This is a genomic window from Nocardia salmonicida NBRC 13393, assembly GCF_001613085.1.
Taxonomy (GTDB): domain Bacteria; phylum Actinomycetota; class Actinomycetes; order Mycobacteriales; family Mycobacteriaceae; genus Nocardia; species Nocardia salmonicida.
Genome location: NZ_BDBR01000013.1, coordinates 153,294 through 179,748, shown reverse-complemented (window position 1 = coordinate 179,748; position 26,455 = coordinate 153,294). Strand labels below are relative to the sequence as shown.

Sequence of the window (26,455 nt, the reverse complement as noted above, 5' to 3'; positions counted from 1 at the left end):
GGCCTCCACGCCGGCCCCGGTTCGCGGTCTCACGCGGCGGCTTTCGCGAGCAGCCACACCAGCAGCGCCTTCTGGGCGTGCAGGCGGTTCTCGGCTTCGTCCCAGACCACGCTGTGTTCGCCGTCGAGCACTTCGTCGGTGATCTCCTCGCCGCGGTGTGCCGGAAGACAGTGCAGCACAATCGCTTCCGAAGCGGCGTGGGCGAGCAGCTCCGTGTTGAGTTGGAACGGACGGAACGGGCCGACGCGGTCGAGACCGTCGTTCTCTTGACCCATGGAGGTCCAGGTGTCGGTGACGAGCACGTCCGCGCCGGTCGCGCCGACCACCGGGTCACCCGTGACCGACACGGTCGCACCGGTTTCCGCGGCCCGCTTGGCGGCGGCGTCCAGGATCCACGGCAGCGGTTCGAAGCCCGCGGGCGCGGCCACGGTCACGTTCATGCCCGCCGTCACGCCACCGAGCAACAGCGAGTGCGCCATATTGTTGGCGCCGTCGCCGAAGTAGGTGAGGTTCAGCCCGGCGAGCGAACCCTTGCGCTCGCTGATCGTCTGCAGATCGGCGAGCACCTGGCAGGGGTGGAACTCGTTGGACAGCGCGTTCACCACGGGAACCGTTGCGGTGACGGCCATCTCGTCGAGGCGGGCCTGTTCGAAGGTCCGCCACACGATAGCGTCGACGTAGCGCGAGAGCACGCTGCCGGTGTCGCCGAGGGTTTCCTCACGACCCAACTGGGTGTCGCGGCCGTCGACGACCACCGCGTGCCCGCCGAGCTGCGCGATGCCGAGCTCGAACGAGAAGCGGGTGCGGGTGGAGTTCTTCTCGAAGATCACGCCGACCCCGCGCGGGCCGTCCAGCGGCCGGTGCAGGAAGGGGTCCTTCTTCAATGCGGCGGCGATGGCGAGAATTTCGGCCTGTTCGGCCTGGGTCACATCGTCGTCGCGCAAGAAATGACGCAGGGTCACTTGGTCGCTCCCTTAGCATCGGCGGCGGCCTTGTCGAGGATCTCGGGCAGGTCGGCGACGAAATTATCGGCCTGGGTTTCGGTGAGCACCAGGGGCGGCGCCAACCGGATCACGTCGGGCTTGGCGGGGTTCAGCAGGTAGCCGGCCTCGCGCGCCCGTTCGTCGACATAGGCGGAGATGTTGTTCTTCAGCACGATGCCGATGAGCAGACCCGCCCCACGCACGTGGTCGATCTCCGGATGCTCGAGCAGCGCGATGCCGTCGCTGAGCTTCTTGCCCACCCACTCCACGTGGGTCAGCAGGTTGTCGGAGTCGATCGTGCGCAGCACGGCCAGAGCCGCCGCGGCACAGACGGGATTGCCGCCGAAGGTGGTGCCGTGCAGACCCGGCGTGAGCAGTTCGGCGGCCCGGCCCTGGGCCAGCACGGCACCGATCGGCAGCCCACCACCGAGGCCCTTGGCCAGGGTGATCGCGTCGGGCACGATGCCCGCCGCCTGGTGCGCGAAAAACGTTCCGGTGCGCCCGATTCCGGTTTGCACCTCGTCGAGGATCAGCAGCGCCCCGGCCCGCGAGGTGATCTCGCGCGCCTTGGCCAGGTAGTCGAACGGCGGGACGACCACACCGCTCTCCCCCATCATGGGCTCGAGGAATACCGCGGCGGTGTCGGAATCGACCACGGCTTCGAGCGCGGCGGCGTCACCGTAGGGCACGTGCACGACGCCGGGCGGCATCGGCTCGAACGGCGTCCGCTTGGCCGGCTGACCGGTCAGGGCGAGCGCGCCCATGGTGCGTCCGTGGAACGCCTCCTCGGCGGCGACGATCTTGGACCGTCCGGTGAGCCGCGCGATCTTGAACGCGGCCTCGTTGGCCTCGGTGCCGGAGTTGCAGAAGAACGCCTTGCCCTCACCGTCGCCGAAGTGGGCCAGCAGCTTCTCGGCCAGCTCGATCACGGGCTCGCTGGCGTACAGGTTCGACACGTGGCCGAGCGTGCCCAGTTGCTGGGTGACCGCTTCCAGGATGGCGGGGTGGGCGTGGCCGAGGCTGTTGACCGCGATGCCACCGAGGAAGTCGATGTAGCGCTTGCCATCGGCGTCGTAGAGCACCGCACCGGCGCCGCGCACCAGCGCGACCTTCGGGGTGCCGTAGTTGTCCATCATCGCGGCCGACCACCGCTGCTGCAGCTTCTCTACTTCGCTCATGATTGCGTTCCATCCGGCGACCCGGCGGGGGTCACCATGGTTCCGATTCCTTCTCCGGTGAACAGTTCCAGTAGTACCGAATGCGGCACGCGCCCGTCGATCACGTGAGCACTGGGGACCCCGCCGAGCACGGCGCGCAAGCACGCTTCCATCTTCGGCACCATGCCCGCATCCAGGCGCGGCAGCAACTTCGCCAACGCGTCGGCGTCGATCTGACTGGTCAGCGAGGAGCGGTCCGGCCAGTCGGTGTAGAGGCCCTCGATGTCGGTGAGCACCACGAGCTTCTCCGCGCCGATGCCCTCGGCCAGCGCGGCGGCGGCGGTGTCGGCGTTGATGTTGTGCACCACGCCGTCGGCGTCGGGGGCGATGGTGGAGACCACCGGGATGCGGCCCGCGTCGATCAGGTCGAGCACGGCGCCGGGGTTGACCTCGGTGACGTCGCCGACCAGGCCGATGTCGGTGGCGACGCCCTCGACGGCGACGGTGCGCCGGGTGGCGGTGAACAGGTGCGCGTCCTCACCGGAGATGCCGACCGCGTACGGGCCGTGCGCGTTGATCAGCCCGACGAGCTCACGGCCGACCTGACCGAACAGCACCATCCGCACCACGTCCATCACCTCGGGGGTGGTGACGCGGAAGCCGCCGCGGAATTCGCCTGCCATACCGAGCCTTTTCAGCATGGCGTTGATCTGCGGGCCACCGCCGTGCACGACCACCGGATGTACGCCGACGGTGCGCAGGAACACCATGTCGGTGGCGAAGGCGTCCTTGAGTTCGTCGTCGACCATGGCATTGCCGCCGTACTTCACGACCACGATCTTGTCGCGGAACTTCTGCAGCCACGGCAGCGCGTCGGCGAGCACGTGCGCTTTGTCCAACGCCGAAAGGTTGTGCACCGCACTGCTACTCATGAGCTGTACGCCGAGTTCTCTTCGACGTAGGCATGCGAGAGGTCGGTGGTACGCACCATCGCGGTGCCCTCGCCCACATTCAGCTCGATCAGCACGTCGATGTCTTCGCCGGACAGGTCGACCTCGCGGGCACCGGGCGCGCCGACACTGTCGACGCAGACCGGATTGCCGTTGAACGACACCGCGATCCGGTTCGGATCGAGGGTCACCGGCGCGATGCCGACGGCGGCGAGCACGCGACCCCAGTTCGGGTCGGAGCCGAACAACGCGGTCTTGACCAGACTGTCGCGGGCGACCGCGCGGGCGACGGTGAGCGCCTCGCCCTCGGAGGCCGCGCCGGCGACGGTGACCTGGACCCGCTTGGTGACGCCCTCGGCGTCGGCCATCAGCTGGGCGGCCAGGTCGTCACACACGGTGAACACCGCGGCGTCGAGATCCTCCTGCGACGGCGCCACGCCGCTGGCGCCGTTGGCCAGCAGCAGCACGGTGTCGTTGGTGGAGCAGGAGCCGTCGACATCGAGCCGGTCGAAGGTGTACTTCGTGGCCTTGCGCAGCGCGGAATCGAGCTGGTCGGGCGTGGCGACGGCGTCGGTGGTGAGCACGACGAGCATGGTGGCCAGCGACGGCGCGAGCATGCCGGCGCCCTTGGCCATGCCGCCGACATTCCACTTGTCCTCGCTGTGGAACGCCGACTCCTTCGGCACGGTATCGGTGGTCATGATGGCGTGGGCGGCATCGGAGCCACCCGACATGCCGCCGCCCATCTCGTGCACGATCTCGGTGATGCCGGGGACGAGCTTGTCCATCGGCAGGCGGTCACCGATGAGACCGGTGGAACAGACCGCGATCTCGCCCGCGCCGGTCTCGGTGCCCCAATTGCTCAGTGCCGCGGCGAGTTCCTCGGCGGTCTTGTGGGTGTCCTGGAAGCCGCCGTGGCCGGTGCAGGCGTTCGCGCCACCGGAGTTCAGGATCACCGCGCGCACGTGACCGGTCTTGAGTACCTGCTGCGACCACAGCACCGGCGCGGCCTTGACCTGGTTGCTGGTGAACACACCGGCGGCCGAGTACTCGGGGCCCTCGTTGAGCACCAGTGCGAGGTCCAGCTTGCCGCTGGCCTTGATACCGGCCGCGATGCCCGCCGCGCGGAAGCCGAGCGGCGCGGTGACGCCCTGGGTGTGGATCAGTTTGCCGTGGTCCGGGGTCTGCGGATCAGGGGTAGTCACGGTGCCACTCCTACGGTGGAAAGTCCTGCGGTCTCGTCGAATCCGACGGCCAGATTCATCGATTGCACCGCGGCGCCCGCGGTGCCCTTGGTCAAGTTGTCGATCGCGCCGATCACCACGAGCAGGCCCGCGTCGACATCGACGGTCACCTGCAGGGTGATGGCGTTGGAGCCGAGTACCGAACCGGTCTGCGGCAGTACGCCTTCGGGCAGCAGGTGCACGAAAGGTTCGTCGGCATAGGCTTTTTCGTAGACGGCGCGCGCCTGCGCGGCATCGACGGTCACCGGGGCGGTGCAGGTGGCGAGGATGCCGCGCGGCATCGGCGCCAGCACGGGGGTGAACGACACCGAGACATCCACGCCGCCCGCGGCTTTCAGGTTCTGCGCTATCTCGGGGGTGTGCCGGTGCGCGCCCGCGATGCCGTAGGCCCGAACGCTGCCCATCACCTCGGAACCGAGCAGACCGATATCGAGCTTGCGACCGGCACCCGAAGTGCCGCTCACGGCAACGACATTCACGGCGGGTTCGATGATCCCGGCGGCGATCGCCGGGGCCAGCGCCACACTCGACACGGTCGGATAGCAGCCGGGCACCGCGATCCGCCGGGCGCCGGTGAGCTTCGCCCGTCCACCGGGCAGTTCGGGCAGACCGTAGGGCCAGCTGCCCGCATAGGGGCTGCCGTAGTACTTCTCCCAGGCGGCGGCGTCGGCGAGCCGGTAGTCGGCGCCGCAGTCGATGATGACCGTCTCGTCGGACAGGGCGGCCGCGATGGCGCCGGACTGGCCGTGCGGGAGGCCGAGGAACACGATGTCGTGACCGGCCAGGATTTCGGGGGTGGTCTCGTCGAGGATCCGGTCGGCCAGCGGCAGCAGGTGCGGCTGGAGCGCGCCCAGCGCGGTGCCCGCGTTGGAACCCGCGGTCAGCGCCCCGATCTCGAGGCGCCCGGCTCGGTATTCGGGATGCCCGAGCAGTAGACGCAACACTTCGCCACCGGCGTATCCACTCGCACCGGCAACCGCCACCCGCAACACGGGTCCTCCCGACGAATCAACCATGTGATGATTATGCACGACTATGCAATCTCATTCATGAGCGGGTGTGACCGACTTCGCCTCCGAGGCCCGATCAGACGCGCTACCAGCGGAAACACCAGAACGGTCATCGCGCCCGCCGCGACCAGGATCGAGGCGACATCGGCTTTCAACAAGCCGGTTTGGGTGGCGACCTGGGTCACCGCGACGATAATCGGCAGGCCTGTCGCGGCGTAGAGGGCCAATTCGACCCGCTCGCGACCGGTCGGCAGGTTGTCCCCGCGCGGCATGAGCGGATCGAGCTCGTAGCCCGCCAGCAGGAACAGCATCCCCAGCCCCAACTCGCTGACCAGGTCGACGCCGCCCGCGCTACTCGCCCACCCGAGCACATGCGGCCCGATCACCGCCCCGGCCACCAGCAGGATCACCACATCCGGCAGATACCCGCGCACCAGCCGCGACAGCAGCGGCGCGACCACCGCGATGAGCGCGATCCAGAACAGCGAGACGATCGGCGAGGGATCGCCGGCACCAGCGGAAGCGAGCAGATCCATGCAGGTCATCGTGGCACAGTGCCACCGCCGATCCGCGAAACCGCGCGCGGCCGATCCTCACCCCACTCACTGCACCAGGCAGCCTTCGATCAGCTCATTTGTGGACGATCGTTTCGCCCGCACCGGGTTTCCAGACGGTGATGTCGAGGCGGTCGTCGACGACTTCGACCGTCGAGGCGCCAGTGAGGTCGGCGATGTAGAAGTGGTCGAACTTCTGGCCGCGGATGTCGAAACCGCTGTCGTCGAACAGCTTTTGGGCGAAGCGGGCGTGGACGGTTTCATCCTGGAGGTCGGTGACGGTGCCGAAGAGTTTCGCGTCGCCGTCGGCGACCATGGTGTCGACGGTGGCGGTGTGCAGGCAGAAGCGCGGGTCGCGGGCGAGGTCGTCGAATTTTCGGGTGTTCGGCATGCCGGCCAGGACGAGCATGCCTTCGAAGATCACCGGTTCGATCGGGCTGATTCGTGGCGATCCATCGGCACGCAGGGTGGCGAGCATGCACAGCTTGCCGGTGGCCTGGTGCCGACGCGAGAACAGGGCGGCGACGCTCGGTGCTTCTTCGGTGAACTGGCTCCACGTGGTCATATCTCGTACGGTACGACCAAACCTTGACATCTCGTGTCAGGTTTTGCGGCTAGTCTCGCGAATATGCGGGCGAGCAGGTTGGTGCAGTTACTGCTGCTGTTGCAAGCAGGCGGCGGGGCGACCGCGAGCGAGTTGGCAAAGGAGCTCGAGGTCTCGGTGCGCACGGTGTATCGGGACGTGGAGGCGCTGTCGGAGGCGGGTGTTCCGGTGTACAGCGAACCGGGGCGCGGTGGTGGTGTGCGATTGATCGACGGCTACCGAACCCGACTCACCGGCCTCACCTCCGACGAAGCCGACGCCGTCCTGCTCGCCGGCCTGCCAGGCGCCGCCGCCGACCTCGGCCTCGGCACCGTGCTGGCCACCGCCCAACTGAAGATGCTCGCCGCCCTCCCGCCGGAACTACGCGGCCGGGCCACCCGCATCGCCGAACGCGTCCATATCGATGCGCCCGGCTGGTTCGCGCGCCCCGACGAAACCCCCACGCTCGCCACGGTTGCCGATGCGCTCTGGCACGACCGCCGCCTCGCGATCACCTACCACCGTCGCGACCGCACGGTGGAACGAACCCTCGACCCACTCGGCCTGGTCATGAAGGCAGGCACCTGGTACCTGATCGCCCGCGAGCTCTCCGACATCCGCTCGTACCGGGCCAGCCGGATCGCCACCGCCGAACCCACCGGCGAATCCTTCACCCGCCCCGCCGATTTCGACCTCGCCGCGCACTGGCAGAACTCAGCCGAGCAGTTCGCGCGATCGATGCTGCGCGTCAGCGCCCGCTGCCGGATCTCCACCGCACACCTGAGCCTGCTGCGTCTGATGAACGACCCGGCCGCGGTGCGCGAGGCCCTCGCCTCCGCGGGCCCACCCGACGCCGACGGCTGGGCCGACATCACGATTCCCGCCGAGTCCTACGAGGTCCTCGCCCATGCCCTACTCCCCTTGGGACCCCACGTCGAAGTCCTCGACCCACCCGAACTCCGCGCGACCATGACCGCGACTGCCGCCGCCATGCTCGCGCGCTATCACCGACCGACGCCGCTCACCGCTGAGCCGACCGGCTGAACTCGACGCAGTCCGGGCACTCGTCCACGATCGGGTGGGTGCAGCGCAGGACATGGGCGAGAAAGTCGATGGTTCGGGTGAGGTCGTCGACGCGAGTGCGCAATTCGGCCTGTTTATCCGCGAAGACCGCCACGCGGCGGGTGCGAGAGCGGGCGGCGAACAGATCTTTGATCTCGGCCAGCGACAGCCCGGACCGTTGACAGAGCTGGACTAGACGGGCCCGGACGATCAGGTCGCCGCCATAGATCCGTTGTCCGCCGGGCGCGCGAGGCGGAACGAGTACGCCCACGTCTTCCCAGTGACGCAGGACGTGGGTGGCGACACCCAACTCGGCGGCGACATCGCCGATGCGGCGCGACTCGGCGGTATTCGACACATTCGCCCCTTTACTTCAGGTGGACCTGAAGTTTTAGCGTAGTTCGCATGGGAAACAACGACAATCGGACGCAGTTGATCGACCCGGTCGCGTCGCCGGACCTGTGGCGGTGTTGCCGGTCGGTGGGGTCGGCGGTGACGGGCGCCCTGCGACCACGCCGACCCGACCACAGGTTCCTGACCTCGCTGCCCGACAACGGCCTCCCCCGCGGCACGACGACGGTCGAACTGACGGTTCTGGCGCAGAATGCCAAGCGGGTACCGACGGCGGCCGTCGTCGAAGGCGTGTTCGCCCCGCGCCGGATCGAATCCGCGATGACGGCCTTCGTCGTCCGGCATCCGACGGCGACCTTTCTCGTCGACCCCGGCATCTGCGCGGATGTTCAGGACCAGGCGGTGGCCGAGCTCCCCCGCGTTCTGCGAGTCGCGGTGACACCACCGAGTGACATCATCGATATCCGAGACTCTCTGCACCGCAGTGGAATCGCCGCCCATGACATCGACTTCGCCCTACCGACGCATCTGCATTGGGACCATATCGCCGGGCTCCTCGATCTGCCCGAGTTGCCAGTGCGGCTCCACCGGCTCGAGCACGACTGGGCGATGGAAGGTCCGGTGGCACCGGTCGGCGGCGTGCGGCGAGCTGTTCGCGACAGACCTCTCGATGTCTACGAGCTCGACGGTCCGCCTGTTCTCACCTTCTCCCGCAGCCACGACCTGTTCGGAGACGGCGCCGTGGTGCTCGTCGACCTGTCCGGCCACACGCCGGGCAGCGTCGGCCTGCTCTTGCGCACCGAGCGCGGCCCGGTCCTGCTCGCGGGCGACGCGATCTGGCACAACCTCCAGGTCGAGGAGCTACGACAGAAGTCGGGCTATCCGGGCATGCTGGCCGACAACGACCGCACCGAGACGTGGCGAACCGTCCACCGCCTTCACGCGATCCGCGGCGCCGTCCGCATCATTCCCAGTCACGACCATCAGGCGGCGTGCGCGTGGACGCAGGACCCACACACCTCCCGATCGAGCCGGATCTGAGGCAGTCGGGGTTCGCCGACACCGACCGCGGCTCAACAGGTCCAGTCGAGAATCTCTGTCATGGCACGGAGCTGGGCCGATGTGGGAGTCAGGCGCAGTGCCGTGTTGCGGAGGACTACCAGGGGCCGCGCGGACAGCTGGCCGACGACGCCGATCCGGGCGGAGCGCTCGGTGACCATCTCGGTCCGGGGGCGACGTGCTCGGTCGTAGCGAGCGAGGCCGTCGGGCTCGCCTGCCAGCCGGCCGAGGACCACCGCGTCTTCGAGGGCTTGACAGCCGCCCTGGCCGAGGTTCGGCGTCATCGCGTGGGCGGCGTCGCCGAGCAGGGCGATGCGGCCCGCGGTGAAAGTCGGCAGCGCGGGGAGGTCGTAGATGTCGTTGTGCAGCACCGTGTCCGGGTCGGCGGCGGCGAGCAGGGCCGGGATCGGATGGTGCCAGTTCTGGAAGAGATCGCGGACTTCGGCGAGGCTGCCGGTGGCGTTCTCGACGGCGTTGTAGACCGCGAAGCAGTAGACGCGGCCGTCCGCGAGCGGAGCCATACCGAAACGCGCGCCCCGACCCCAGGTTTCACCGAATTCGGTGAGCGCCTCGTCGATGTCGACCACCGCGCGCCAGGCGGTGTAGCCGGCGTAGCGCGGTGCGACGTCGCCGCAGACGGCACGCCGGACGACGCTGTGGATCCCGTCGGCACCGACGACCAGATCAGCCGAGGAAGTGCCCGCGGAGTGGACCACCGTCCCGTCGGTGGTCACTTCGCGAACCGAGACGCCGGTGCGCACCATGCCTTCATCGAGCGCCGCGCGCAGAATGTCCAACAGCCGGGCACGGTGGATCACGACCGGAGCTCCGAAACGCTCGCGCAGCGTCGCCACGTCGGTGCGCGAGAGCCATCGCCCACGGTCGTCTCGAATTCCGGCCGACACCTCCGCCATGCCCTGCGCACGGACCGTGTCGCCGACGCCCAGAGCATCCAGCGCGCGTAAGGCGTTGGACCACAGGGAAATCCCGGATCCCACCTCCGCGACCTCCGGCGCTCGCTCCAACACCTCGACAGACCAGCCCCTCCCCGCAAGCGCGAGCGCCGCGGCCATGCCGCCGATTCCGCCACCGACGACGATTGCTGTGGACATCGCACACTCCCTAGTTCAGGTACCTCCGTGACCGTACTACGGCTGTAGTGGCCAACACTACGAATGTAGTGCGATTCACTACGGGCGTAGTATCGACACGTGTCTACCAAACGCGAACAGGTCCTCGACGCCGCTATCGAGGTACTGGGCACCGGCGGGTCGCGTGCGCTGACTCACCGCGCGGTCGACCGGGCCGCCGATCTGCCGCCGGGTTCGACATCGAACTATTTCCGTACTCGTGAGGCGCTGCTCTGCGGTCTCGCCGAACGCCTCGAGCAACGCGATCACGCCGACTGGGAGACGCTGAACCGCGCACTCGGCCCCGCTACCGTCGAGCACCTCATCGACGGTCTCGCCCTGTTCGTCACTCATGCGACCACCACCGACCGCATCCGCACCCAGGCACGCCTGGCCCTGTTCGGCGAGTCGCAGACGATGCCCGCGCTCGCCGAATCACTGCATCGTGGGCACCAGCGGCTGCGGGCCTGGGCGGTCGAGATGGCAGCTGCTGTCGGTGTGGCCGCGACCGATGCCGGCATCCTCGTCGACTACCTCGACGGCGCGGTCGTCCACCGGCTGACCGGCGCGGAGGACGGCAAGGACCCCCGCGAAGCGTTCGCCCGGCTCACGCGGGCGCTACTCGACTGATCGACGCCGACCGGTCGAGTAGCGTCCGGCATTCCCCGACTTTCGTCCAGGCGGAAACCCCCGTTCGGTGAGCAGTGGTCAGACGATCGAGAACAGCAAGGCCGCGACCGTAAAACTCACCACGGACAGAATGGTTTCCAGGACCGTCCAGGTCTGCAGCGTCTGTTTGACGGTCATGTTGAAGTACTTCGCGATGATCCAGAAGCCACCGTCGTTCACGTGACTGAGGATGATCGAGCCCGCCGCGATCGCCATGGCGATCAACGCGATCGACATCTGCGAGTAGCCCTGCTCGGCGACCAGCGGGGCGACGATGCCGCCCGTGGTGACGATGGCGACCGTCGCCGAACCCTGCGCGATCCGCAGTCCGCAGCTGATCAGGTAGGCGAGCACGATGATCGGCAGACCGGCCGCCGACATCGTGTCGGCCAGCGCCGTGCCGATGCCGGTGGCCGAGATGACCTTGCCGAAGAAGGCGCCCGCACCGACCACCAGCAGCACCATGCCGACCGGTTTGAGCGATTCGGCGGTGATGGTGCTCAGTTCCTGCACCGTCGAACCACGCCGGATCCCGAGCAGATAGAACGCGACGAGCACGGTGATGAGCAGCGCGACCGCGGGGGTGCCGAAGAAGGTGAGCACCTGCAGCAGCGCCGAATCCGTGTCGAGGAGCTGGTAGCCGAAGGTGGCGCCCAGGATCAAGACCAGCGGGATCGCGATGATGCCACCGATCAACCCGACCGAGGGCGGCGACTTCGTGATCACCGCGGTCCCGCCCGAACCTTCAGCAGGCTCCGGCTCGGGCTCCAAGCGCACGAACTCCTCCGGCACCGAAACCTGCACGCGCTTGCCGATATAGGAGCCCCAGACGATGCCCGCGGCGAGGAAACCCGGGATGCCGCAGACGAAGCCCATGAGGATCAGCCAGCCCAGGCTCACCCCGAGCAGCCCGCCGAGCGCGACGGGACCGGGATGCGGCGGCAGGAACGCGTGCGTCATCGACAGACCCGCGAGCATCGGCATGGCGTAGAGGACCAGCGATCGCCCACCGCGCTTGGCCGCGACGTAGACCAGCGGCGCGAGCACGAAGATGCCGATATCGAAGAACACGGGGATACCGAAGATGAGGCCGAGCAGGCCCATCGCGACGGGAGCACCCTTCTCGCCGAACATCTTCAGCAGCTTGTCGGTGAGAACGTCGGCGCCACCGGATCTTTCGAGGATCGCGCCGAGTACGGTGCCGAGACCGATGATCACCGCGATGTGGCCGAGGATGCCGCCGAAGCCTGTTTCCAGCAGTGACTCACCGGCTTTCAGCGGTGTACCGACGATCTGGGAGATCGGCAGTCCGGCGGCCAGCGCCAGCAGCAGTCCGGTCAACAGCAGCGCGATGAACGGCTCCAGTTTGACCTTGATGATGGCGATGAGTAGCACAGCGATCGCGAGACCGCACAGCACCAGCAACCCGGGGGTGGTGGTGCGCAACCAGTCGATGGTGGCGCCCATGGAAGAACCTCTCAATCAAGCGAATGAACGAAATGCGCGGCTTTGGAGCCGATGTGGGACCAGCGCGCGGCCTCGACGTCGGACGGGGCCACCACTTCGGTGCCCGCGGTGACGGCGATCGCGCCCGCTCGGAGAAAGTCGCGGGCGTTGTGGGAACTGACGCCGCCGGAGGGGATCAGGAACATGTGCGGAAACGGCCCGAGGAGATCTTTGATGTACTGCGGTCCGAGCGCGCGAGCCGGGAAGATCTTCACCGCGGCTGCCCCCATCTCCGCCGCGGCGAGGACCTCCGACGGCGTGAACGCACCCATGATCACCGGAATCGCTTGCGCTACAGCCACTTCCGCGACCTCCGGGCGCAGCGCGGGTGTCACCAGGAACCGGGCACCGACCTCGATAGCCGCTTCGGCCTGCTCGCGAGTGGTCACGGTGCCGACGCCGATCACGGCGTCGGTGACCGCGGTGGCCTTGCCGATCGCGTCGAGCACCCCGAGGGTGGTGAAGGTCAGTTCGACCGCCCGCAGCCCGGCGCCCGCGAGCGCCGCGGCGAGCGCGGCCGGGTCGGGGATATCAGGGGCGCGGACCACCGTGAGGGCCCGGTCCGCGCGGATCACGTCCATGGCCTCCGACGACGAGCTGAGCATCGGGTTCATCGAGTTTCCTCCTTCGTGGTGTCCAGACGCAGGGCGCGTCCGGCGCGCACGCCCGTCGCGGTGCCGTTCTCCAGCGCGAATTCGCCGTTGACCAGCACGTGCTCGATACCGCGTGCCTGCTGTTGGGGGTGGTCGAAGGTCGCCGTGTCGTGGATCGTCGCCGGATCGAAGACGACGAGGTCGGCGGCGTAACCGGCCCGGATCAGGCCGCGGTCGGCCAGGCGCAGTCGCGCGGCCGGTCGTCCGGTGAGGTGGTGCACGCAGTCCTCGAGGCCGAGAACGCCCAGTTCCCGGACGTAGCGCGACAGGTAGCGCGGAAAGGTGCCCCAGGCGCGTGGGTGTGGTCGGGCGCCGACGAGCAGACCGTCGCTGCCGCCCATGTGGCCGGGGTCGACCATGATGGCGCGCACGTTCTCCTCGTGGCCGACGTGCTGCAGGATCGTGGTGGCGAGCTGGTCGCGGCGCAGCAGGTCGAAGAACACGTCCACCGGGGCGATGCCGCGCGCGGCCGCGATCTCGGCGACCGTGCGGCCGACCATGTCCGACAGCGCGTCGTCGCCGACGCCGCTGATCTGGATGGTCTCCCATTCGACGGTGACACCGTGGCAGCCGTCCGAGCCGTTGACGTCGACATCAGCGGTGATCCTGGCGCGCTCGGCCGGATCGTCGAGTCGAATCAGTGCGGCGTCGGGGCCGCCCGACATCGCCCAGCTGGGCAGCAACGCCGACAGGGTGGTCGAGCCGGGCAGATACGGATAGGTGTCGAGGGTGATGTCGCAGCCGTCGGCGCGGGCCGCGGCCAGCATCGCGAGGAATTCCGGTGCGCGGCCGCGGTTCGCGCCGAAGTTCATGGTGGCGTGGGTCAGGTGCAGCGCACAGCCGGTGGCCTTCGCCAGGCCGATCATCTCCGCGTAGGACTCGAGCGCGCCCGCGCCGTAGGAGCGGGTGTGCGGCGCGTAGAAGCCGCCATAGGAGGCGACCACGCCACACAGCGCGGCGAGTTCGCCTGTGTCGGCATACATTCCGGGGGTATAGGTGAGCCCGCTGGACATACCGACCGCGCCCTGGTCGAAACCCTCGGCCAGCAGCGCGCACATCCGATCGATCTCGGCGGTGGTGGCGACGCGCTGTTCGCTGCCGACCACGAGCATGCGCAGCGTGCCCTGCGGGACGAGGTAGGCGGCGTTGGGCGTGATGCCCTGGTCGAGACGGTCCAGGTATTGCGCGACGGTGCGCCAGCTGAAATCGAAGTCCGCCGGGTTGCCGTTCCAGCCCGCGATCTGCTTGCGCACCACCGCGAGCGCGGCCTCGTCGATGGGCGCGTAGGACAGCCCGTCCTGGCCGAGCACCTCGGTGGTGACCCCCTGGGTGATCTTCGGGAAGTGGTCGGGATGGGTGAGCAGATACAGATCGGAATGCGCGTGCATGTCGATGAATCCGGGCGTAAGGACCGATCCAGGTCGCACCGCGACGACTCTCGCGTCGGCTTCGATGGTGCCCGGTGGCGCGATCTCGGCGATGCGGCCCTCGCGGACCAGCATGTCGCCGCGGATACGTGGGCCGCCGGTGCCGTCGACGATGTCGATGTCACGGAAGAGCAAGTGCGTCATGGTCATCCGTCAGAAGTAGGTGCGGATCAGGTCGACCACGCGCGGGTCGGGCGCGTCGGCGCTGTCGATCACGGGGATGCGGCGCCACTTGTCGAACGCGGTGCAGGGGTGCGAGAGGCCGAGCCGCACGACGGAGCCGACCGGCAGATCGGCCGGATCCGCGCCGGGCATGCGCAGGAAGGTGTGCTGATCGTTCAGCGCGGTAACCACCGCGTTCGGCGGGAGCGTGCCGCCGATGACCTGCTGGGGCACCGGCAGGCCCTCGTCGAAGGGGAAATCGCGTTTGCCCCCGTCGAGCAGGGCCAGTTCCGGTTCGGGTCGCGAGACCACCCGAGCCCAGCCGTGCATGGCCGAACGCAGGCCGGGTTCCTTCGCGGGCGCGGCGAGCGGGGAGATCCCCGCGTAGAAGCCGTCGTCGTGCACGAGGTAGGCGCCGCTGCGCAGGACCACGGTGGTCGCCACGCCGCGCGCCCCCTCGGGATCGGCCAGTCCGGCGAGTTCGTCGACCACGAGTTCGGGGTAGGCACTGCCCCCGGCGGTGACGACCGCCGAACCCGAATAGGCGCCCGCCGCAGCGAGTTCGGTGTGCAGCGCGGCCAGTTCGCCGAGGTAGCCGCGCACGGCCGCGACGCCCTCGGTACTGCGATCGTGGGCCAGTGCGCCCTCGTAGCCCGCGACACCGGCCAGGCTCAACCGCTCACTCGCGCCGACGGCAGCGGCGACCGCGCGCGCTTGGGCACGGGTGCGCGCGCCGGTGCGGCCGTGCGGTCCGCCCAGTTCGACCAGCACCCGCACGCGCGGACCAGGGGCGGTATCGCGCAGGATCTTGTCCATCAGTTCGACGGTGGCGACGCCGTCTACCCAGCAGTACACCTCGAAGTCGGGATTCCGCGCCGATTCCGCTGCGGCCCAGGCCAATCCGACCGGGTCGATCAGCGTATTGGCGAGCATGATCCGGCCGACGCCGAACGAGCGCGCGAGCTGCGCCTGCCACGCGGTGGCCAGGGTGATCCCCCACGACCCGGCCACGAGCTGCTCGCGCCACAGCCGCGGCGCCATCGTCGTCTTACCGTGCGGGGCGAGCGCGACGCCCGCGACGGTGGTCCACTCGGCCATGAGGTCACGGTTCGCGTCGAGCCTGCCGCGGTCGAGGGTGAGCAACGGCGTCTGCCACTGATCCAGACGCGGTGCGCCGTCGAGGTATTCGCGCACGGTGCTCCCCCACGCCGCGGGCGGCGCGCTCTTGTCCTGGGGTCCGAGCACCTCGTCGGCGAGGGCGTCGACGACGTCGTTGTCGATGATCACAGCATCCCTTTCTCCTCGACCGAACCCGGGGTGGCGGCTCGATCGATCATGTCGGATCAACATTGCGTAATATGCAACGGTGGTTGCGCTGAGCGTTTCTGCTCGTTATTGTGCATCCCGAGGGCAGTGACCGCAAGCACGAAAGGGCGAACGAGGTGACCCAGGCAACAACCACTCGGCCCAGGGCGGTCACCGTCGGCGAGGGACTGGCCGTACTGATCGCGGGCGCGGGGCCCCTGGAACAGTCCGCGCGGTTCGAGCGCGGAGCAGGCGGCGCGGAGGCCAATGTGGCCGTGGTGCTGGCCCAGCTCGACGTGTCGGCGGCATGGCTCTCACGGGTCGGCGACGACGGCTTCGGGCGATATCTCGTTGCCGAACTCGGCGCGCAGGGGGTGGACGTCGAGTCGGTCGCCGTCGATCCGACGCGGCCGACCGGTCTCTACGTGAAGGAACGCGGTGCGGGCTCCGGCGCGGCCAACGACCTGGGCGCCGACGCCAGCCGGATGCACTACTACCGCACGGGTTCGGCCGCCAGCGCGCTGTCCACCGCCGACCTCGCGGCCCAGGTATCGCTACTCGACAGCGCCGATCTCGTGCACTTCACCGGCATCACCCCGGCGCTGTCGGAGTCGGCGACCGAGCTCACCCGTGCCCTGCTCGCCCGGCCACGGCACGGACTGGTCAGTTTCGACCTGAATTACCGTCCGGCGGTGTGGGGTTCGCGCGTCGACGAGGCCGCCGACCAACTCGACGCGCACATTCGCGGCGCCGATGTGGCGTTCCTCGGCGCCGACGAGGCCGAGGAGATCTTCGGCACCGGCGACCCGGCCGCCTTGCGCGCGTTGTTCCCCGAGCCCGCCCAGCTGATCGTCAAGAACGACAAGCACACCGTCACCGGCTTCGACGGCGAGTTCTCGATCGAGGCGCCCGCGCTGACCCTGGCGATCACCGAACGCATCGGCGCCGGTGACGCCTTCGCCGGCGGCTACCTCGCCGCCCTGCTGCACGGCGCGGACCTCCGCACGCGCCTGCGGTACGGCCATCTGTGCGCGGCGGCGGCGCTCACCGCGACCGGCGATGCGGCGAAACTGCCACCGCCGGAGGATATTCAGCGCCTCGCGCTGCTCCCGGACGATATCTGGGCCACGCTGCGCTATCCGGCGGCTCTGGATGAAACGATCAGCGCATGAGTCAAAGCGTGTCGCGGGCCCTGTCCATTCTCATCGCCCTCGGCGAGAGCTCGCAGTCCCTCGACGAGCTGGCAGTCCGGCTCGGCGTCCACAAGTCGACAGTGCTGCGGCTCCTGCAGACCATGCAGGCCGATCGGTTCGTCGTGCGCGACAACGCGCACCGCTACTCGCTCGGCACCCGGATGTTCGAATTGGCCAGTCGCGCATTGGAGAACCGTGATGTGCGCACGGTCGCCCGCCCGCACCTGAGCGCGCTGGGCGCGGCCACCGGGCAGACCGTGCACCTGGCCGCCTACGAATCCGGCGACGCTGTCTACATCGACAAGGTCGACGCCGAGCAGGCGGTGCGGATGTACTCGCGCATCGGCAGGCCCGCGCCGCTGCACTGCACCGCCGTCGGCAAGGTGCTCGTCGCCGCGCTGCCCCGCAACGAATGGCCCGCGGTGGCAGCGCGATTGGACTTCCACCCGTTCACCACCCGCACGCTGCGGACCCCCGATCAGTATCTGGCCGAACTGAATCTCGTTGCCGCGCAGGGGTTCGCCGAAGATCACGAGGAACACGAGAGCTTCGTCAACTGCATCGGCGTCGGCGTGCGCGACGGAATCGGCTCCGTTGTCGCCGCCGTGTCGGTCTCGGTTCCCGATGTGCTGCTCGACCACGATCAAGTGCTGGCCCTGTTGCCGCAGGTCAGGGCGACGGCCGATGCCATCTCCACCGAACTCGGCTGGGACCCCCGTCGAGACGTCCCCACGAGGAAAGGCTGAACCCCATGTCCGACAAGACCGCCGTGCGCACCTCCGACGCCCCGGCGCCCGCCCACACCTTCTCCCAGGGCGTGCGCAAGGGCCCGTTCGTCCAGGTGTCGGGTCAAGGCCCGGTGGATCCCGAGACCAACGAGTACCTGCACCAGGGCGATGTCGCCGCCCAGACCACCCGCACCCTGATGAACGTCAAGGCGATCATCGACGCCTCCGGCGCCACCTTCGACGATGTGCTGATGCTGCGGGTCTACCTCACCAAGCGTGAGGACTTCGCGATCATGAACGAGGCGTACGGCGAGTTCGTCACCGAGCACACCAGCAACGGCGTACTGCCCTCGCGCACCACCGTTTTCACCGGCCTGCCCCGCGCGGAGATGCTGGTCGAGATCGATGCGATCGCCGTTGTAACCGACTGAGCCACGGCGATTCCCACCATGTCATGGACGCCGTCGGTGCGTGCGTGTTGTGATGGGGCGCCCCCACACGGGGGTGTCCACCCCGTTCTACCCGAGGATCAGCCTATGTTCGCCAAGTTCGCCCGCCCGCTCGCCGTCGCCGGCCTCGCCCTTTCCGTGACCGCGATCGGCGCCGGAACCGCCTCGGCCGCCCCCGCGCAGCCGGTCGTCGGCTCGGTGTCGATCTGCACCGGCATCCCGGTCGGACCGTTCACCATCAGCGTCTGCCTCTGAGTGTTATCCCGAGTTGCGCAGGGCGGTGGCCAGGCCGTTCATGGTGAGCAGGATGCCCCGCTTCACCAGTTCGGAATCGTCACCGCCGCGCAGCCGGGCCAGCAGGTCGACCTGGAGCTGGTTCAGCGGCTCCAGGTAGGGGAAGCGGTTGTGGATCGATTCGGCCAGTGACGGGTTGTCGCTGAGGAGTTCGGTGTATCCGGTGACCGCCAGGTACATGCGGATGGTGCGGGCGTGTTCGTCGGCGATCATGGCGAAGATGTCGGCGCGCAGGGTTTTGTCGGAGACGAGCTCGGCGTAGCGCGCGGCGATGTCGAGGTCGCTCTTGGCCATCACCTGGGCCAGGTTCGACAGCACGGTATTGAAGAACGGCCAGCGCTGATAGAGGTCGGTGAGACGCGCGAGGCGGGCCGGGTCGTCGCCGACCCAGTCTTCGAGGGCGGTGCCGGTGCCGTACCAGCCGGGCAGCATGACCCTGGCCTGACTCCAGGCCATCACCCACGGGATGGCGCGCAGGTCCGAGACCGAGTTGGTGGGTTTGCGGGAGGCGGGGCGACTGCCGATATTGAGGTCGCCGACCTCGGCGACCGGAGTGGATTCGCGGAAGTACTCGACGAAGCCCGGGGTGTCGTGCACCAGGTTCGCATAGGCGGCGCGCGCGCGGGCGGCGAGGTCGTCGAGCAGTTCGTAGGCCGGTTCGGCGTCGTCGCCGAGGCCCTCCACATCCAGGAGCGTCGATTCGAGCGTGCCCGCGATCAGCGATTCCAGATTGCGATGTGCCGCACCGGATTCGGAGTACTTCGCGGCGATCACCTCGCCCTGCTCGGTCAGCCGCAGCGATCCGCGCACCGCGCCCGCGGGCTGCGCCAGGATGGCGTCGTAGCTGCGGCCGCCACCGCGACCGACGGTGCCGCCGCGACCGTGGAACAGCCGCAACCGGATTCCCGCTTGCCTCGCCACCTCCACCAGGTCGAGTTCCGCGCGGTAGAGAGCCCAGTTCGCGGCGAGATATCCGCCGTCCTTGTTGGAATCGGAGTAGCCGAGCATCACTTCCTGGCGCATGCCCGCCGCCTCGACCAACTCGCGATAAACCGGAACCTCCAGCACCGCGGCCAGCGTCGCCGCACCGGCGCTCAGGTCCTCGATGGTTTCGAACAGCGGGACGATGCCGACGGGACAGCTGGGCGCGGTGTCGGAGCCACCCGGATCGAGAATGCCCGCTTCCTTCAGCAGCAACGCCGCTTCGAGCATGTCGCTGACCGAGGTGCACATGCTGATGATGTAGTTCGGGATGGCGGCGGCGCCGAAGGTATCGATGACCTCCTTGGCGGCGCCCAACACCCCCAGTTCCTTGGTGGCGAGTTCGCTCAGCTGCGCGGTCGGTCCGAGAAGTGGTCGGCGCGTGCGCAATTCGGCGGCCAGCAACTCCACGCGCTCGGCCTCGGACAGGCTCGGATAGTCGGGGTGCACACCCGACCACGCCAGCAGTTCGGTGACGACCTGTTCGTGCACCTCGGAGTTCTGGCGCATATCGAGGCCCTGCAGGTGGAAACCGAAGGTCTCGATGGCGTGGCGCAGGGCGGCGAGGCGGTCGTCGGCGAGCAGTCCGTCGCCGCTGGCGCGCATGGACTCATCGATCGCATCGAGGTCGTCGAGGACGGCTTGGGGTGTCGGATACGGGGCGGCGCCGGCATCGAGGCCCTGCTCGGGCAGTTCGCCCAGCGCCTGCTCGGCGGTGGCACTGAGCCGACCCCGAATCGCGTGCAGCGCACGGCGATACGGTTCGTCGGCGAACAGGCCGGGGTCGGGATATCCCGCGGCCGAGAGCTCCGCCACCAGGGGCGACACCTGCACCAGCCGCGCCGATTGCGACAGGGTCTTCTCGAGTTCGACCAGCTCGTCCAGGTATCGGCCGAAAACGTAGGCGGCGGCTTGTTCGGCTGCCGTGTGCACGACGTCCGCTGTGACGAACGGGTTTCCGTCGCGGTCGCCGCCGATCCACGATCCGGGCCGCAGGATCGGGCGCGGCAGGAGCTCCTTCTCCGGCCAGCGCGCCCGCAGTGCGGCCCGTACCTGCGCGTTGATCGCGGGGATCACGTCGTAGAGAGTCAGGTCGTAGTAGCGCAGCCCGACGGAGATCTCGTCCTGGATCCGCAAGCGCGCCAACCGGATCAGCGCCGTGCGCCACAGGGTGAGCACTTCGCGCCGGATCCGCAGTTCGGATTCGTCGAGACCGGGCTCCCCGGGCTCGAGGCGGCGACGAAGGCGCATGAGCTCGGTGATCTTGGACTGCACGTCGAAGACGGTGCGCCTGCGGGTTTCGGTCGGATGCGCCGTGATCACCGGGGAGACGAGCGCGTCGGTGAGCAGATCGGCCACCACCGAACCGTCGAGTCCGGCCGCGTCGAGTTTGTCGTAGGTGGCGGCCAGCGAGGAATCCTGCGGCGGCTCACCCGCCGCCACGTGCGCGGCGCGGCGGCGATCACGTTGGATGTCCTCGGCCAGATTGGCCAGCAGCACGAAGTAGCTGAACGCCCGGATCAGCGGAATCGCGACCTCGGTGGGGGTGCCGTCGAGCATATCGGCGACGGCGCTGCGCTCGACCTCCTCGCGGCGCACCCGGAACGCCTCGATCCGGACGCGCTCGATCAGGTCGAACACCTCGGGACCCTCGTGGTCACGGATGGTGTCGCCCAGGATGCCGCCGAGGAAGCGGATGTCCTCGCGCAGCGGCCGGGTTGCTTCGGGTTCCATCTCGATTCGCGATTCGCCCATGGTCAGACAGTATTGCCGCGGGCCCGCGGGCGCGACCCGACGCCGCACCCGCCCCGCATGTCGCGCTCAGCCGCGCTGGCGGGCGGTGAAGCGGATCTGGTTGCCCCACGGGTCACGGAACGCGCAATCGCGGCCGTATTGCTGGTTCACGATCTCCTGCGCGACCTCTGCCCCGGCGTCGCGAATCCGGGCGAAGGTGGCGTCGACGTCGTCGGTGGCGAAGATGATCGTGGATTGGGCGCCGCCGTCGATGCGCGCCTGCGCGGCCGCCCGGTAGGCGGCGTCGGGGGCCATCTCCGGGACCTCGAGCACGAATTCCAGGTTCTTCTGGTCGACCGGACCGACCGTCAGCCAGCGCGTGTTGTCGCCGAACGGCATGTCGGTGCGGACCTGAAGGCCGATCAGGTCCCGATAGAAGGTGAGAGCCTCGTCCTGGTTACCCACGAGCAGCATGACATGGGTGAGGGAGAGATCTTCGCCGTGGCGCATACGGTCTCCTCTGGTCGGGCACGGATGGGCGCGCGCCGACGTCGTCGGCGCCTGCCGTCCAGAGTAGCCAGCAAACCTAGAGTTGCCGGATCACCCGCGCCGGATTTCCCGCCGCGAACACCCGGTCCGGCAGATCGCGGGTCACCACGCTGCCCGCGCCGACCACCACATCGTCCCCGATCGTCACGCCGGGGCACACGATCACCCCGCCGCCGAACCACGCGTTGTCACCGATCCGGATCGGCGCTGCGGATTCCCACCGCTGCCTGCGCTTTTCGTGATCCTCCATCGGATGCAGCGCGGTGAGCAACTGGCAGCGCGGCCCGATCGAACAGTCGTTCCCGATGGTGATCGGCGCGCAATCGAGCAGGATCGCGTCGTAGTTGAGAAAGCTGTTCGCCCCGATCTCGATCAGGTAGCCGTAGTCGCACTGGAACCGCGGCATGATCCAGGACCCCTCCCCCAGCTTGCCGAGGAGATCGCCCAGCAACTCGGTCCGCCGCCCGGTCTCGTCGGGCCCGGTGCGGTTGAACTCGTCGCACAATCGTTGCGCCCGTTGCCGTTCGGCCACGAGTTCTGGATCGTTGTCCCGATACAGCTCCCCGGCCAGCATCCGCTGCTTCTGTTCGCCCACCCCGCCGAGTGTAGGGGTGGGCGAACAGGGCCCGAGTGCGCTGCTTGCGGCGATTTACTTCGCCGGGTCGACCCCGAAGGTCGTCGCGATGTCGTCGAGCACCGCGTGCGCGCCGGTGAGGCCGACCGAGGTCAGCCAGACCAGATCGTCGACCGGAGTGACCTTGCCCCGCAGCTGATTCCACAGCGGGTTGGCCGCGGCAGCCGCCTTGCGCTGGGCGGCGGCGTCCTCGCCGTTGCTGGTGAGGAAGATGTAGTCGGCGTCGGCGTCGAGGAGACGCTCCGGGCTCAGGGTGATCGAGAAGTCGTTCTTCGGATCGTCGGACTTGTCGAGCTGGTTCAGGCCGGTGTCGGCGAAGATGTCGCCGACGAAGCTGACCCGCTGCATCAGCCGGTCCTCCTTGGGCAGGAAGCGCAGCAGCGACACGGTGGGCGCGTTGCCGCCGTTCTTCTCCTTGATCGCCGCGCCGATCTTGGCGGCACGGTCCTGGTAGGCCGCGAGCTTGGCCTCGGCGAGATTCTCCTTGTCGACCGCCTTGGCGAGCAGCAGGAGATTTTCCTTCCAGGTGGCGCCGGTGGTCTGACTGAACACGACCGGGACCGTGCCCGATCCGAGCTTGATGCCCTTGAACTGCTCGTACTGCTTCTCGTGACGCACCTTCGCCGACACGATCAGATCCGGTCGGGCGCCTGCCAGCTTCTCGATATCGGGGGTCTGCAGGTTGCCGATGTTCACCGCTCGCCCGCCGCAGGTCTGGGCGGCCGCGCCGAGGAACGCGGGCAACTTCTCGCCCATGGACTGGTACGTCGTGTACGCGACCACTTCGGTGTTCAGCACCAGCGCGGCGTCGACGAACGTCTGGTCGAGAGCGGCGATCCGGACCGGCCGGGTGGTGATGGTGGCCGGGTCCACCACCGTGCCGACATTCGCTCCAGCCTTGTCCTTGACCGCCCCTGCCTCGATGGTCCGCGGGTAGGCCCCGCCGTCGAGGTTGCTCGCGGTATCGCAATCGCTACCGGCGGCGCCGGTGGCCGACCGGTCCTGGCCACACGCGGACAGGCTCAGTACGGCGGCGGCGACTGCCGCGGCGGCGGCGAGCCGACGGCTCAGTGGGGTCTTCATCGAGGTCTCCCGAGTGGTTCAGAGTTCTTTAGGGTTGCTAACCTAGCGAAGCCTTACCTAATTACCAACTATGAAGAGGGATAGTGCCCGCATCGCCGCCCGGAGTCGTGTTCGCCAACACGCGGACTCGCCGGTTGCTACTCATCGCCGGACTCTTGGCCGCGGTCTTCGCGGCCGTTCTGCTCAGTTTGGCCATCGGTTCGAAATTCATTGCTCCCCTTGATGTTCTGCACGCGCTCGGCGGCACGACCGACACCGAGACCGGCGCCATCGTCAACGGCCTTCGCCTGCCGCGCACCCTGCTCGGCGTCCTCGCCGGTCTCGCGCTCGGCATCGCGGGGGCGGTGATCCAGGGGCACACCAGAAACCCCCTGGCCGATCCGGCGCTGCTCGGTATCACCCAGGGTGCGGCTCTCGGCATCGTCCTCGCGGTGATGATCGGCGGCATCTCGAGCCTGTTCGGTTACGTGTGGTTCGGCTTCGCCGGTGCGCTGATCGCCACCATCACCGTGTTCGTCATCGGCGCGACGGGCCGAGGCGGACCCACGCCGGTGACCCTCGCCTTGGCCGGCGCCGCCGTCAGCTACCTGTTGCAGGGCCTGATCTCGGCGGTGGTGCTGTTCGACACCGACGTCACCGACATCTATCGCTTCTGGAAGGCCGGTTCGCTGGTCGGGTCCGACCTCGACGTACTCGGCAAGGCGACACCGTTCGTCCTCGTCGGGATCGTCCTCGCCCTGGCCAACACCTCCGCGCTCAACGCGCTCGGCCTCGGCGAGGACACCGCCCGCGCCCTCGGCCATCGCGTCTTCCTGGCGCGCAGTGTCGGCATCGGCTCGATCGTGCTGTTGACCGGTGCGGTCGTGGCGATCGCCGGGCCGTTGGGCTTCGTCGGGCTCGTCGTTCCGCACCTGGCGCGGGGCATCACCGGGCCCGACTACCGCTGGCTGGTGCCCGTCGCCGGGCTGCTCGGCGTGGTCATGGTGCTGGTCGCCGACATCGCGGGACGGCTGGTCCTGGACAAGGGCGAACTGCCCGCGGGCATCATGCTCGCCTTCGTCGGCGTCCCGTTCTTCATCGTGCTGGTCCGCCGCCGAAAGCTGGTGAGCATATGAGTACGGTCCGGGCGGTCCGGCTGGGACCGGTGTCATGGCAACTGCGACTACGCACGACGGCGGTCCTGTTGCTCGGACTCGCGATACTCGCCGCGGCGGCCTGCGTCGCGCTCGCGCTGGGCACCTACACGATGCCCGACGGAGGCCCGGTCACGCCGTGGGACGTGCTCGCAGTACTCACCGGTGGCGGCGACGACGGCCTCGCCTATGTGGTGTTGGATCTGCGGCTGCCCCGGATTCTCACCGGCGCGCTGGTCGGCGCGGCACTCGCGTTGTCCGGCGCGATCACCCAGGGTATCGCCCGGAACCCGTTGTCCAGTCCCGATATTCTCGGCGTCACCGCGGGCTCTAGCGTGGCCGCGGTCGCGGTGATCGCCCTGTCCGGCAGCCGCGGCCAGATCAGCGGCGCCGCCGCCGAGATCGGGGTGCCCGTGGCGTCGATGCTGGGCGGATTGCTCGCCGCGCTGTGCGTTTTCGTGCTGGCCTGGCGAGGCGGGATCGAAGGCTATCGGCTCGTGCTCGTCGGCCTCGGCGCCGGTTCGCTGCTCTCGAGCGTGACCTTCTGGCTGCTCAGCGTCGGCGACGTCGATGTCGCGACGCGAGCGGTGACCTGGCTGACCGGCAGCCTCAACGGCAGCAGCTGGATTCAGGTGACACCGGTGGCGATCGCCCTGGCCGTGCTGGTGCCGGTGGTGCTCGCGGGCACCCACCTGCTCGGCGCGCTGCACTTCGGCGACGACACCGCCCGCTCGCTCGGCGTGCGGCTCAACGCCGCCCGCCTGGCGCTGCTGGTCCTGGCGGTGCTGCTCGCCGGAGTCGCCACCGCCTCGGCGGGCGCCATCATCTTCGTCGCGCTCGCGGTGCCGCAGGTGGCGCTGCGCCTGACCGGTTCGGCGCAACCCCCGCTGCTCACCTCGGTGTTGCTCGGCGCGGCCTTCACCGTCGCGGCCGATCTCGTCGCCCGCACCCTGCTGCCCGCAGGCGAACTCCCCGTCGGGGTGATCACCGCAGTCCTCGGCGCGCCCTATCTGATCTATCTGTTGATGCGGCGCAACCGTGCCGGGAAAGCGGGCGCGTGATGACCGTTCGGCTACAGGCCAGCGAGCTGACCCTCGGCTACGGACCGACCACCGTCGTCGACGGTCTCGACCTGGATATCACCGGTGGCACCGTCACCGCGGTGATCGGACCCAACGGATGCGGCAAATCCACGCTTCTGCGCGCGATGGCGCGGCTGATGCGCCCCACCGGTGGCCACGTCCAGCTGGACGGCAAGCGGATCGACCGCATGTCGACCAAGGAAGTGGCGCGCGTGCTCGGCATCCTGCCCCAATCACCGCTCGCCCCCGAAGGTCTCACCGTCGCCGACCTGGTCGCGCGCGGCAGACATCCGCACCAGCGCTGGTACCGCCAGTGGTCCGAGGACGACGAATCCGCCATCAACGAAGCCCTGACCTGGACTGACATGGTCGAGTTCGCCGATCGCTCACTCGACGAGCTGTCCGGCGGGCAACGCCAGCGCGCCTGGATCTCGATGGCGCTGGCCCAGAACACCGACCTGCTGCTGCTCGACGAACCCACGACCTTCCTCGACCTCGCCCACCAGATCGAGGTGCTCGACCTGGTCCGGCGCCTGCACGCCGAAGCGGGCCGGACGGTGGTGATGGTGCTGCACGACTTGAATCTGGCGGCGCGCTACGCCCATCGGCTGGTCGCGATGCGCGCGGGCCGGGTGGTTGCCGCGGGAACGCCGGCCGAAGTTCTCACCGAGGAAGTGGTGGCGGAGGTCTTCGGGCTACGCGCGAAGGTGATCGAGGACCCGGTCACCGGGACCCCGCTGGTGGTCCCGATCGGACCCGTCGACACCGATATCTCGCCCGAACGCTGAAC

The 26,455-nt window shown here is 68.6% G+C and carries 27 protein-coding genes; 10 read left to right on the top strand and 17 right to left on the bottom strand.

What is annotated here, in order from left to right; genetic code table 11:
• Nucleotides 1-29: 29 nt before the first annotated feature.
• From argF to NS1_RS16525, 7 genes are all read right to left on the bottom strand, one after another.
• Nucleotides 30-962 (bottom strand): ornithine carbamoyltransferase, encoded by a 933-nt coding sequence (argF, locus tag NS1_RS16555; RefSeq protein WP_056824336.1) that lies wholly within the window; start codon nt 960-962, stop codon nt 30-32.
• Complete coding sequence (locus NS1_RS16550; protein WP_062985613.1) at nt 959-2,161, bottom strand: acetylornithine transaminase; 1,203 nt, start codon at nt 2,159-2,161, stop codon at nt 959-961. Before NS1_RS16550 ends, argF begins: the two co-directional genes overlap by 4 nt.
• Nucleotides 2,158-3,072 carry an acetylglutamate kinase gene (argB, locus tag NS1_RS16545; RefSeq protein WP_062985611.1) on the bottom strand — a complete coding sequence of 305 codons (915 nt, stop codon included), beginning with the start codon at nt 3,070-3,072 and terminating at the stop codon, nt 2,158-2,160. Before argB ends, NS1_RS16550 begins: the two co-directional genes overlap by 4 nt.
• Entirely contained in the window at nt 3,069-4,295 is a 1,227-nt protein-coding gene (gene argJ / locus NS1_RS16540; RefSeq protein WP_062985610.1) for a bifunctional glutamate N-acetyltransferase/amino-acid acetyltransferase ArgJ, read from the bottom strand. The genes argB and argJ overlap by 4 nt, the downstream gene beginning before the upstream one ends.
• Complete coding sequence (gene argC / locus NS1_RS16535) at nt 4,292-5,350, bottom strand: N-acetyl-gamma-glutamyl-phosphate reductase (protein ID WP_062985608.1); 1,059 nt, start codon at nt 5,348-5,350, stop codon at nt 4,292-4,294. The genes argJ and argC overlap by 4 nt, the downstream gene beginning before the upstream one ends.
• 17 nt (nt 5,351-5,367) lie before the next feature.
• Complete coding sequence (locus tag NS1_RS16530) at nt 5,368-5,880, bottom strand: cation:proton antiporter domain-containing protein (protein WP_062985606.1); 513 nt, start codon at nt 5,878-5,880, stop codon at nt 5,368-5,370.
• Nucleotides 5,881-5,974: 94 nt separating this feature from the next.
• The gene (locus NS1_RS16525; RefSeq protein WP_062985603.1) at nt 5,975-6,463 is read right to left on the bottom strand and encodes a pyridoxamine 5'-phosphate oxidase family protein; all 489 of its coding nucleotides are present in this window, start codon (nt 6,461-6,463) and stop codon (nt 5,975-5,977) included.
• A 63-nt stretch (nt 6,464-6,526) separates the two neighbouring features.
• Between NS1_RS16525 and NS1_RS16520 the strand changes: the two genes are divergently transcribed.
• Entirely contained in the window at nt 6,527-7,525 is a 999-nt protein-coding gene (locus tag NS1_RS16520) for a helix-turn-helix transcriptional regulator (RefSeq protein WP_062985596.1), read from the top strand.
• On the opposite strand, the gene NS1_RS16515 is transcribed toward NS1_RS16520, so the two are convergent.
• Entirely contained in the window at nt 7,503-7,901 is a 399-nt protein-coding gene (locus NS1_RS16515) for a MerR family transcriptional regulator (protein WP_062985594.1), read from the bottom strand. The genes NS1_RS16520 and NS1_RS16515 overlap by 23 nt on opposite strands.
• A 47-nt stretch (nt 7,902-7,948) precedes the next feature.
• On the opposite strand from NS1_RS16515, the gene NS1_RS16510 reads away from it, so the two are divergent.
• Nucleotides 7,949-8,935: an MBL fold metallo-hydrolase gene (locus NS1_RS16510; RefSeq protein ID WP_062985592.1), complete on the top strand. Its 987-nt coding sequence runs from the start codon at nt 7,949-7,951 to the stop codon at nt 8,933-8,935.
• Nucleotides 8,936-8,967: 32 nt separating this feature from the next.
• Here NS1_RS16510 and NS1_RS16505 read toward each other — a convergent pair whose 3' ends face one another.
• Nucleotides 8,968-10,065: an FAD-dependent monooxygenase gene (locus NS1_RS16505; protein WP_062985590.1), complete on the bottom strand. Its 1,098-nt coding sequence runs from the start codon at nt 10,063-10,065 to the stop codon at nt 8,968-8,970.
• A 99-nt stretch (nt 10,066-10,164) separates the two neighbouring features.
• Between NS1_RS16505 and NS1_RS16500 the strand changes: the two genes are divergently transcribed.
• The gene (locus tag NS1_RS16500) at nt 10,165-10,713 is read left to right on the top strand and encodes a TetR/AcrR family transcriptional regulator (protein ID WP_062985589.1); all 549 of its coding nucleotides are present in this window, start codon (nt 10,165-10,167) and stop codon (nt 10,711-10,713) included.
• A 78-nt stretch (nt 10,714-10,791) separates the two neighbouring features.
• Here the strand turns inward: NS1_RS16500 and NS1_RS16495 are convergent, their stop codons facing one another.
• The 4 genes from NS1_RS16495 to NS1_RS16480 are packed head-to-tail and all read right to left on the bottom strand — an operon-like array spanning nt 10,792 to nt 15,784.
• Nucleotides 10,792-12,219 carry a GntP family permease gene (locus NS1_RS16495; RefSeq protein ID WP_062985587.1) on the bottom strand — a complete coding sequence of 476 codons (1,428 nt, stop codon included), beginning with the start codon at nt 12,217-12,219 and terminating at the stop codon, nt 10,792-10,794.
• An 11-nt stretch (nt 12,220-12,230) separates the two neighbouring features.
• Nucleotides 12,231-12,872, bottom strand: coding sequence for a bifunctional 4-hydroxy-2-oxoglutarate aldolase/2-dehydro-3-deoxy-phosphogluconate aldolase (locus NS1_RS16490; protein ID WP_084503767.1), 642 nt, complete (start codon nt 12,870-12,872; stop codon nt 12,231-12,233).
• On the bottom strand, nt 12,869-14,482 hold the full coding sequence (locus NS1_RS16485) for an N-acyl-D-amino-acid deacylase family protein (protein WP_062985700.1): 1,614 nt from the start codon (nt 14,480-14,482) through the stop codon (nt 12,869-12,871). Before NS1_RS16485 ends, NS1_RS16490 begins: the two co-directional genes overlap by 4 nt.
• Nucleotides 14,483-14,491: 9 nt before the next feature.
• On the bottom strand, nt 14,492-15,784 hold the full coding sequence (locus NS1_RS16480) for a type III PLP-dependent enzyme domain-containing protein (protein WP_444980730.1): 1,293 nt from the start codon (nt 15,782-15,784) through the stop codon (nt 14,492-14,494).
• Between the two features lie 158 nt (nt 15,785-15,942).
• Between NS1_RS16480 and NS1_RS16475 the strand changes: the two genes are divergently transcribed.
• The 4 genes from NS1_RS16475 to NS1_RS40820 all read left to right on the top strand — a co-directional run bounded on the left by NS1_RS16475 (nt 15,943) and on the right by NS1_RS40820 (nt 18,430).
• Nucleotides 15,943-16,977 carry a sugar kinase gene (locus tag NS1_RS16475; RefSeq protein WP_174562659.1) on the top strand — a complete coding sequence of 345 codons (1,035 nt, stop codon included), beginning with the start codon at nt 15,943-15,945 and terminating at the stop codon, nt 16,975-16,977.
• Entirely contained in the window at nt 16,974-17,744 is a 771-nt protein-coding gene (locus tag NS1_RS16470; protein ID WP_062985581.1) for an IclR family transcriptional regulator, read from the top strand. The genes NS1_RS16475 and NS1_RS16470 overlap by 4 nt, the downstream gene beginning before the upstream one ends.
• 5 nt (nt 17,745-17,749) lie before the next feature.
• Entirely contained in the window at nt 17,750-18,157 is a 408-nt protein-coding gene (locus NS1_RS16465; protein WP_062985579.1) for a RidA family protein, read from the top strand.
• A 105-nt stretch (nt 18,158-18,262) separates the two neighbouring features.
• Nucleotides 18,263-18,430, top strand: a complete 168-nt coding sequence (locus tag NS1_RS40820; protein ID WP_165610252.1) for a hypothetical protein — start codon at nt 18,263-18,265, stop codon at nt 18,428-18,430.
• A 3-nt stretch (nt 18,431-18,433) separates the two neighbouring features.
• On the opposite strand, the gene ppc is transcribed toward NS1_RS40820, so the two are convergent.
• The 4 genes from ppc to NS1_RS16445 form a co-directional block, all read right to left on the bottom strand.
• Nucleotides 18,434-21,205 carry a phosphoenolpyruvate carboxylase gene (gene ppc, locus NS1_RS16460; RefSeq protein WP_062985577.1) on the bottom strand — a complete coding sequence of 924 codons (2,772 nt, stop codon included), beginning with the start codon at nt 21,203-21,205 and terminating at the stop codon, nt 18,434-18,436.
• Between the two features lie 66 nt (nt 21,206-21,271).
• The gene (locus NS1_RS16455; RefSeq protein WP_062985575.1) at nt 21,272-21,694 is read right to left on the bottom strand and encodes a VOC family protein; all 423 of its coding nucleotides are present in this window, start codon (nt 21,692-21,694) and stop codon (nt 21,272-21,274) included.
• A 76-nt stretch (nt 21,695-21,770) separates the two neighbouring features.
• Nucleotides 21,771-22,328 (bottom strand): sugar O-acetyltransferase, encoded by a 558-nt coding sequence (locus NS1_RS16450; RefSeq protein WP_056824392.1) that lies wholly within the window; start codon nt 22,326-22,328, stop codon nt 21,771-21,773.
• A gap of 54 nt (nt 22,329-22,382) precedes the next feature.
• Complete coding sequence (locus NS1_RS16445; RefSeq protein WP_062985574.1) at nt 22,383-23,450, bottom strand: ABC transporter substrate-binding protein; 1,068 nt, start codon at nt 23,448-23,450, stop codon at nt 22,383-22,385.
• Between the two features lie 83 nt (nt 23,451-23,533).
• Here NS1_RS16445 and NS1_RS16440 point away from each other — a divergent pair, with 83 nt between their 5' ends.
• Genes NS1_RS16440 through NS1_RS16430 form a run of 3 tightly spaced genes read left to right on the top strand, consistent with a single transcriptional unit; the run spans nt 23,534 to nt 26,453 of the window.
• Nucleotides 23,534-24,565: a FecCD family ABC transporter permease gene (locus NS1_RS16440; RefSeq protein WP_157125231.1), complete on the top strand. Its 1,032-nt coding sequence runs from the start codon at nt 23,534-23,536 to the stop codon at nt 24,563-24,565.
• On the top strand, nt 24,562-25,644 hold the full coding sequence (locus tag NS1_RS16435; protein ID WP_062985572.1) for a FecCD family ABC transporter permease: 1,083 nt from the start codon (nt 24,562-24,564) through the stop codon (nt 25,642-25,644). The genes NS1_RS16440 and NS1_RS16435 overlap by 4 nt, the downstream gene beginning before the upstream one ends.
• On the top strand, nt 25,644-26,453 hold the full coding sequence (locus NS1_RS16430; RefSeq protein WP_062985571.1) for an ABC transporter ATP-binding protein: 810 nt from the start codon (nt 25,644-25,646) through the stop codon (nt 26,451-26,453). The genes NS1_RS16435 and NS1_RS16430 overlap by 1 nt, the downstream gene beginning before the upstream one ends.
• Nucleotides 26,454-26,455: the final 2 nt, after the last annotated feature.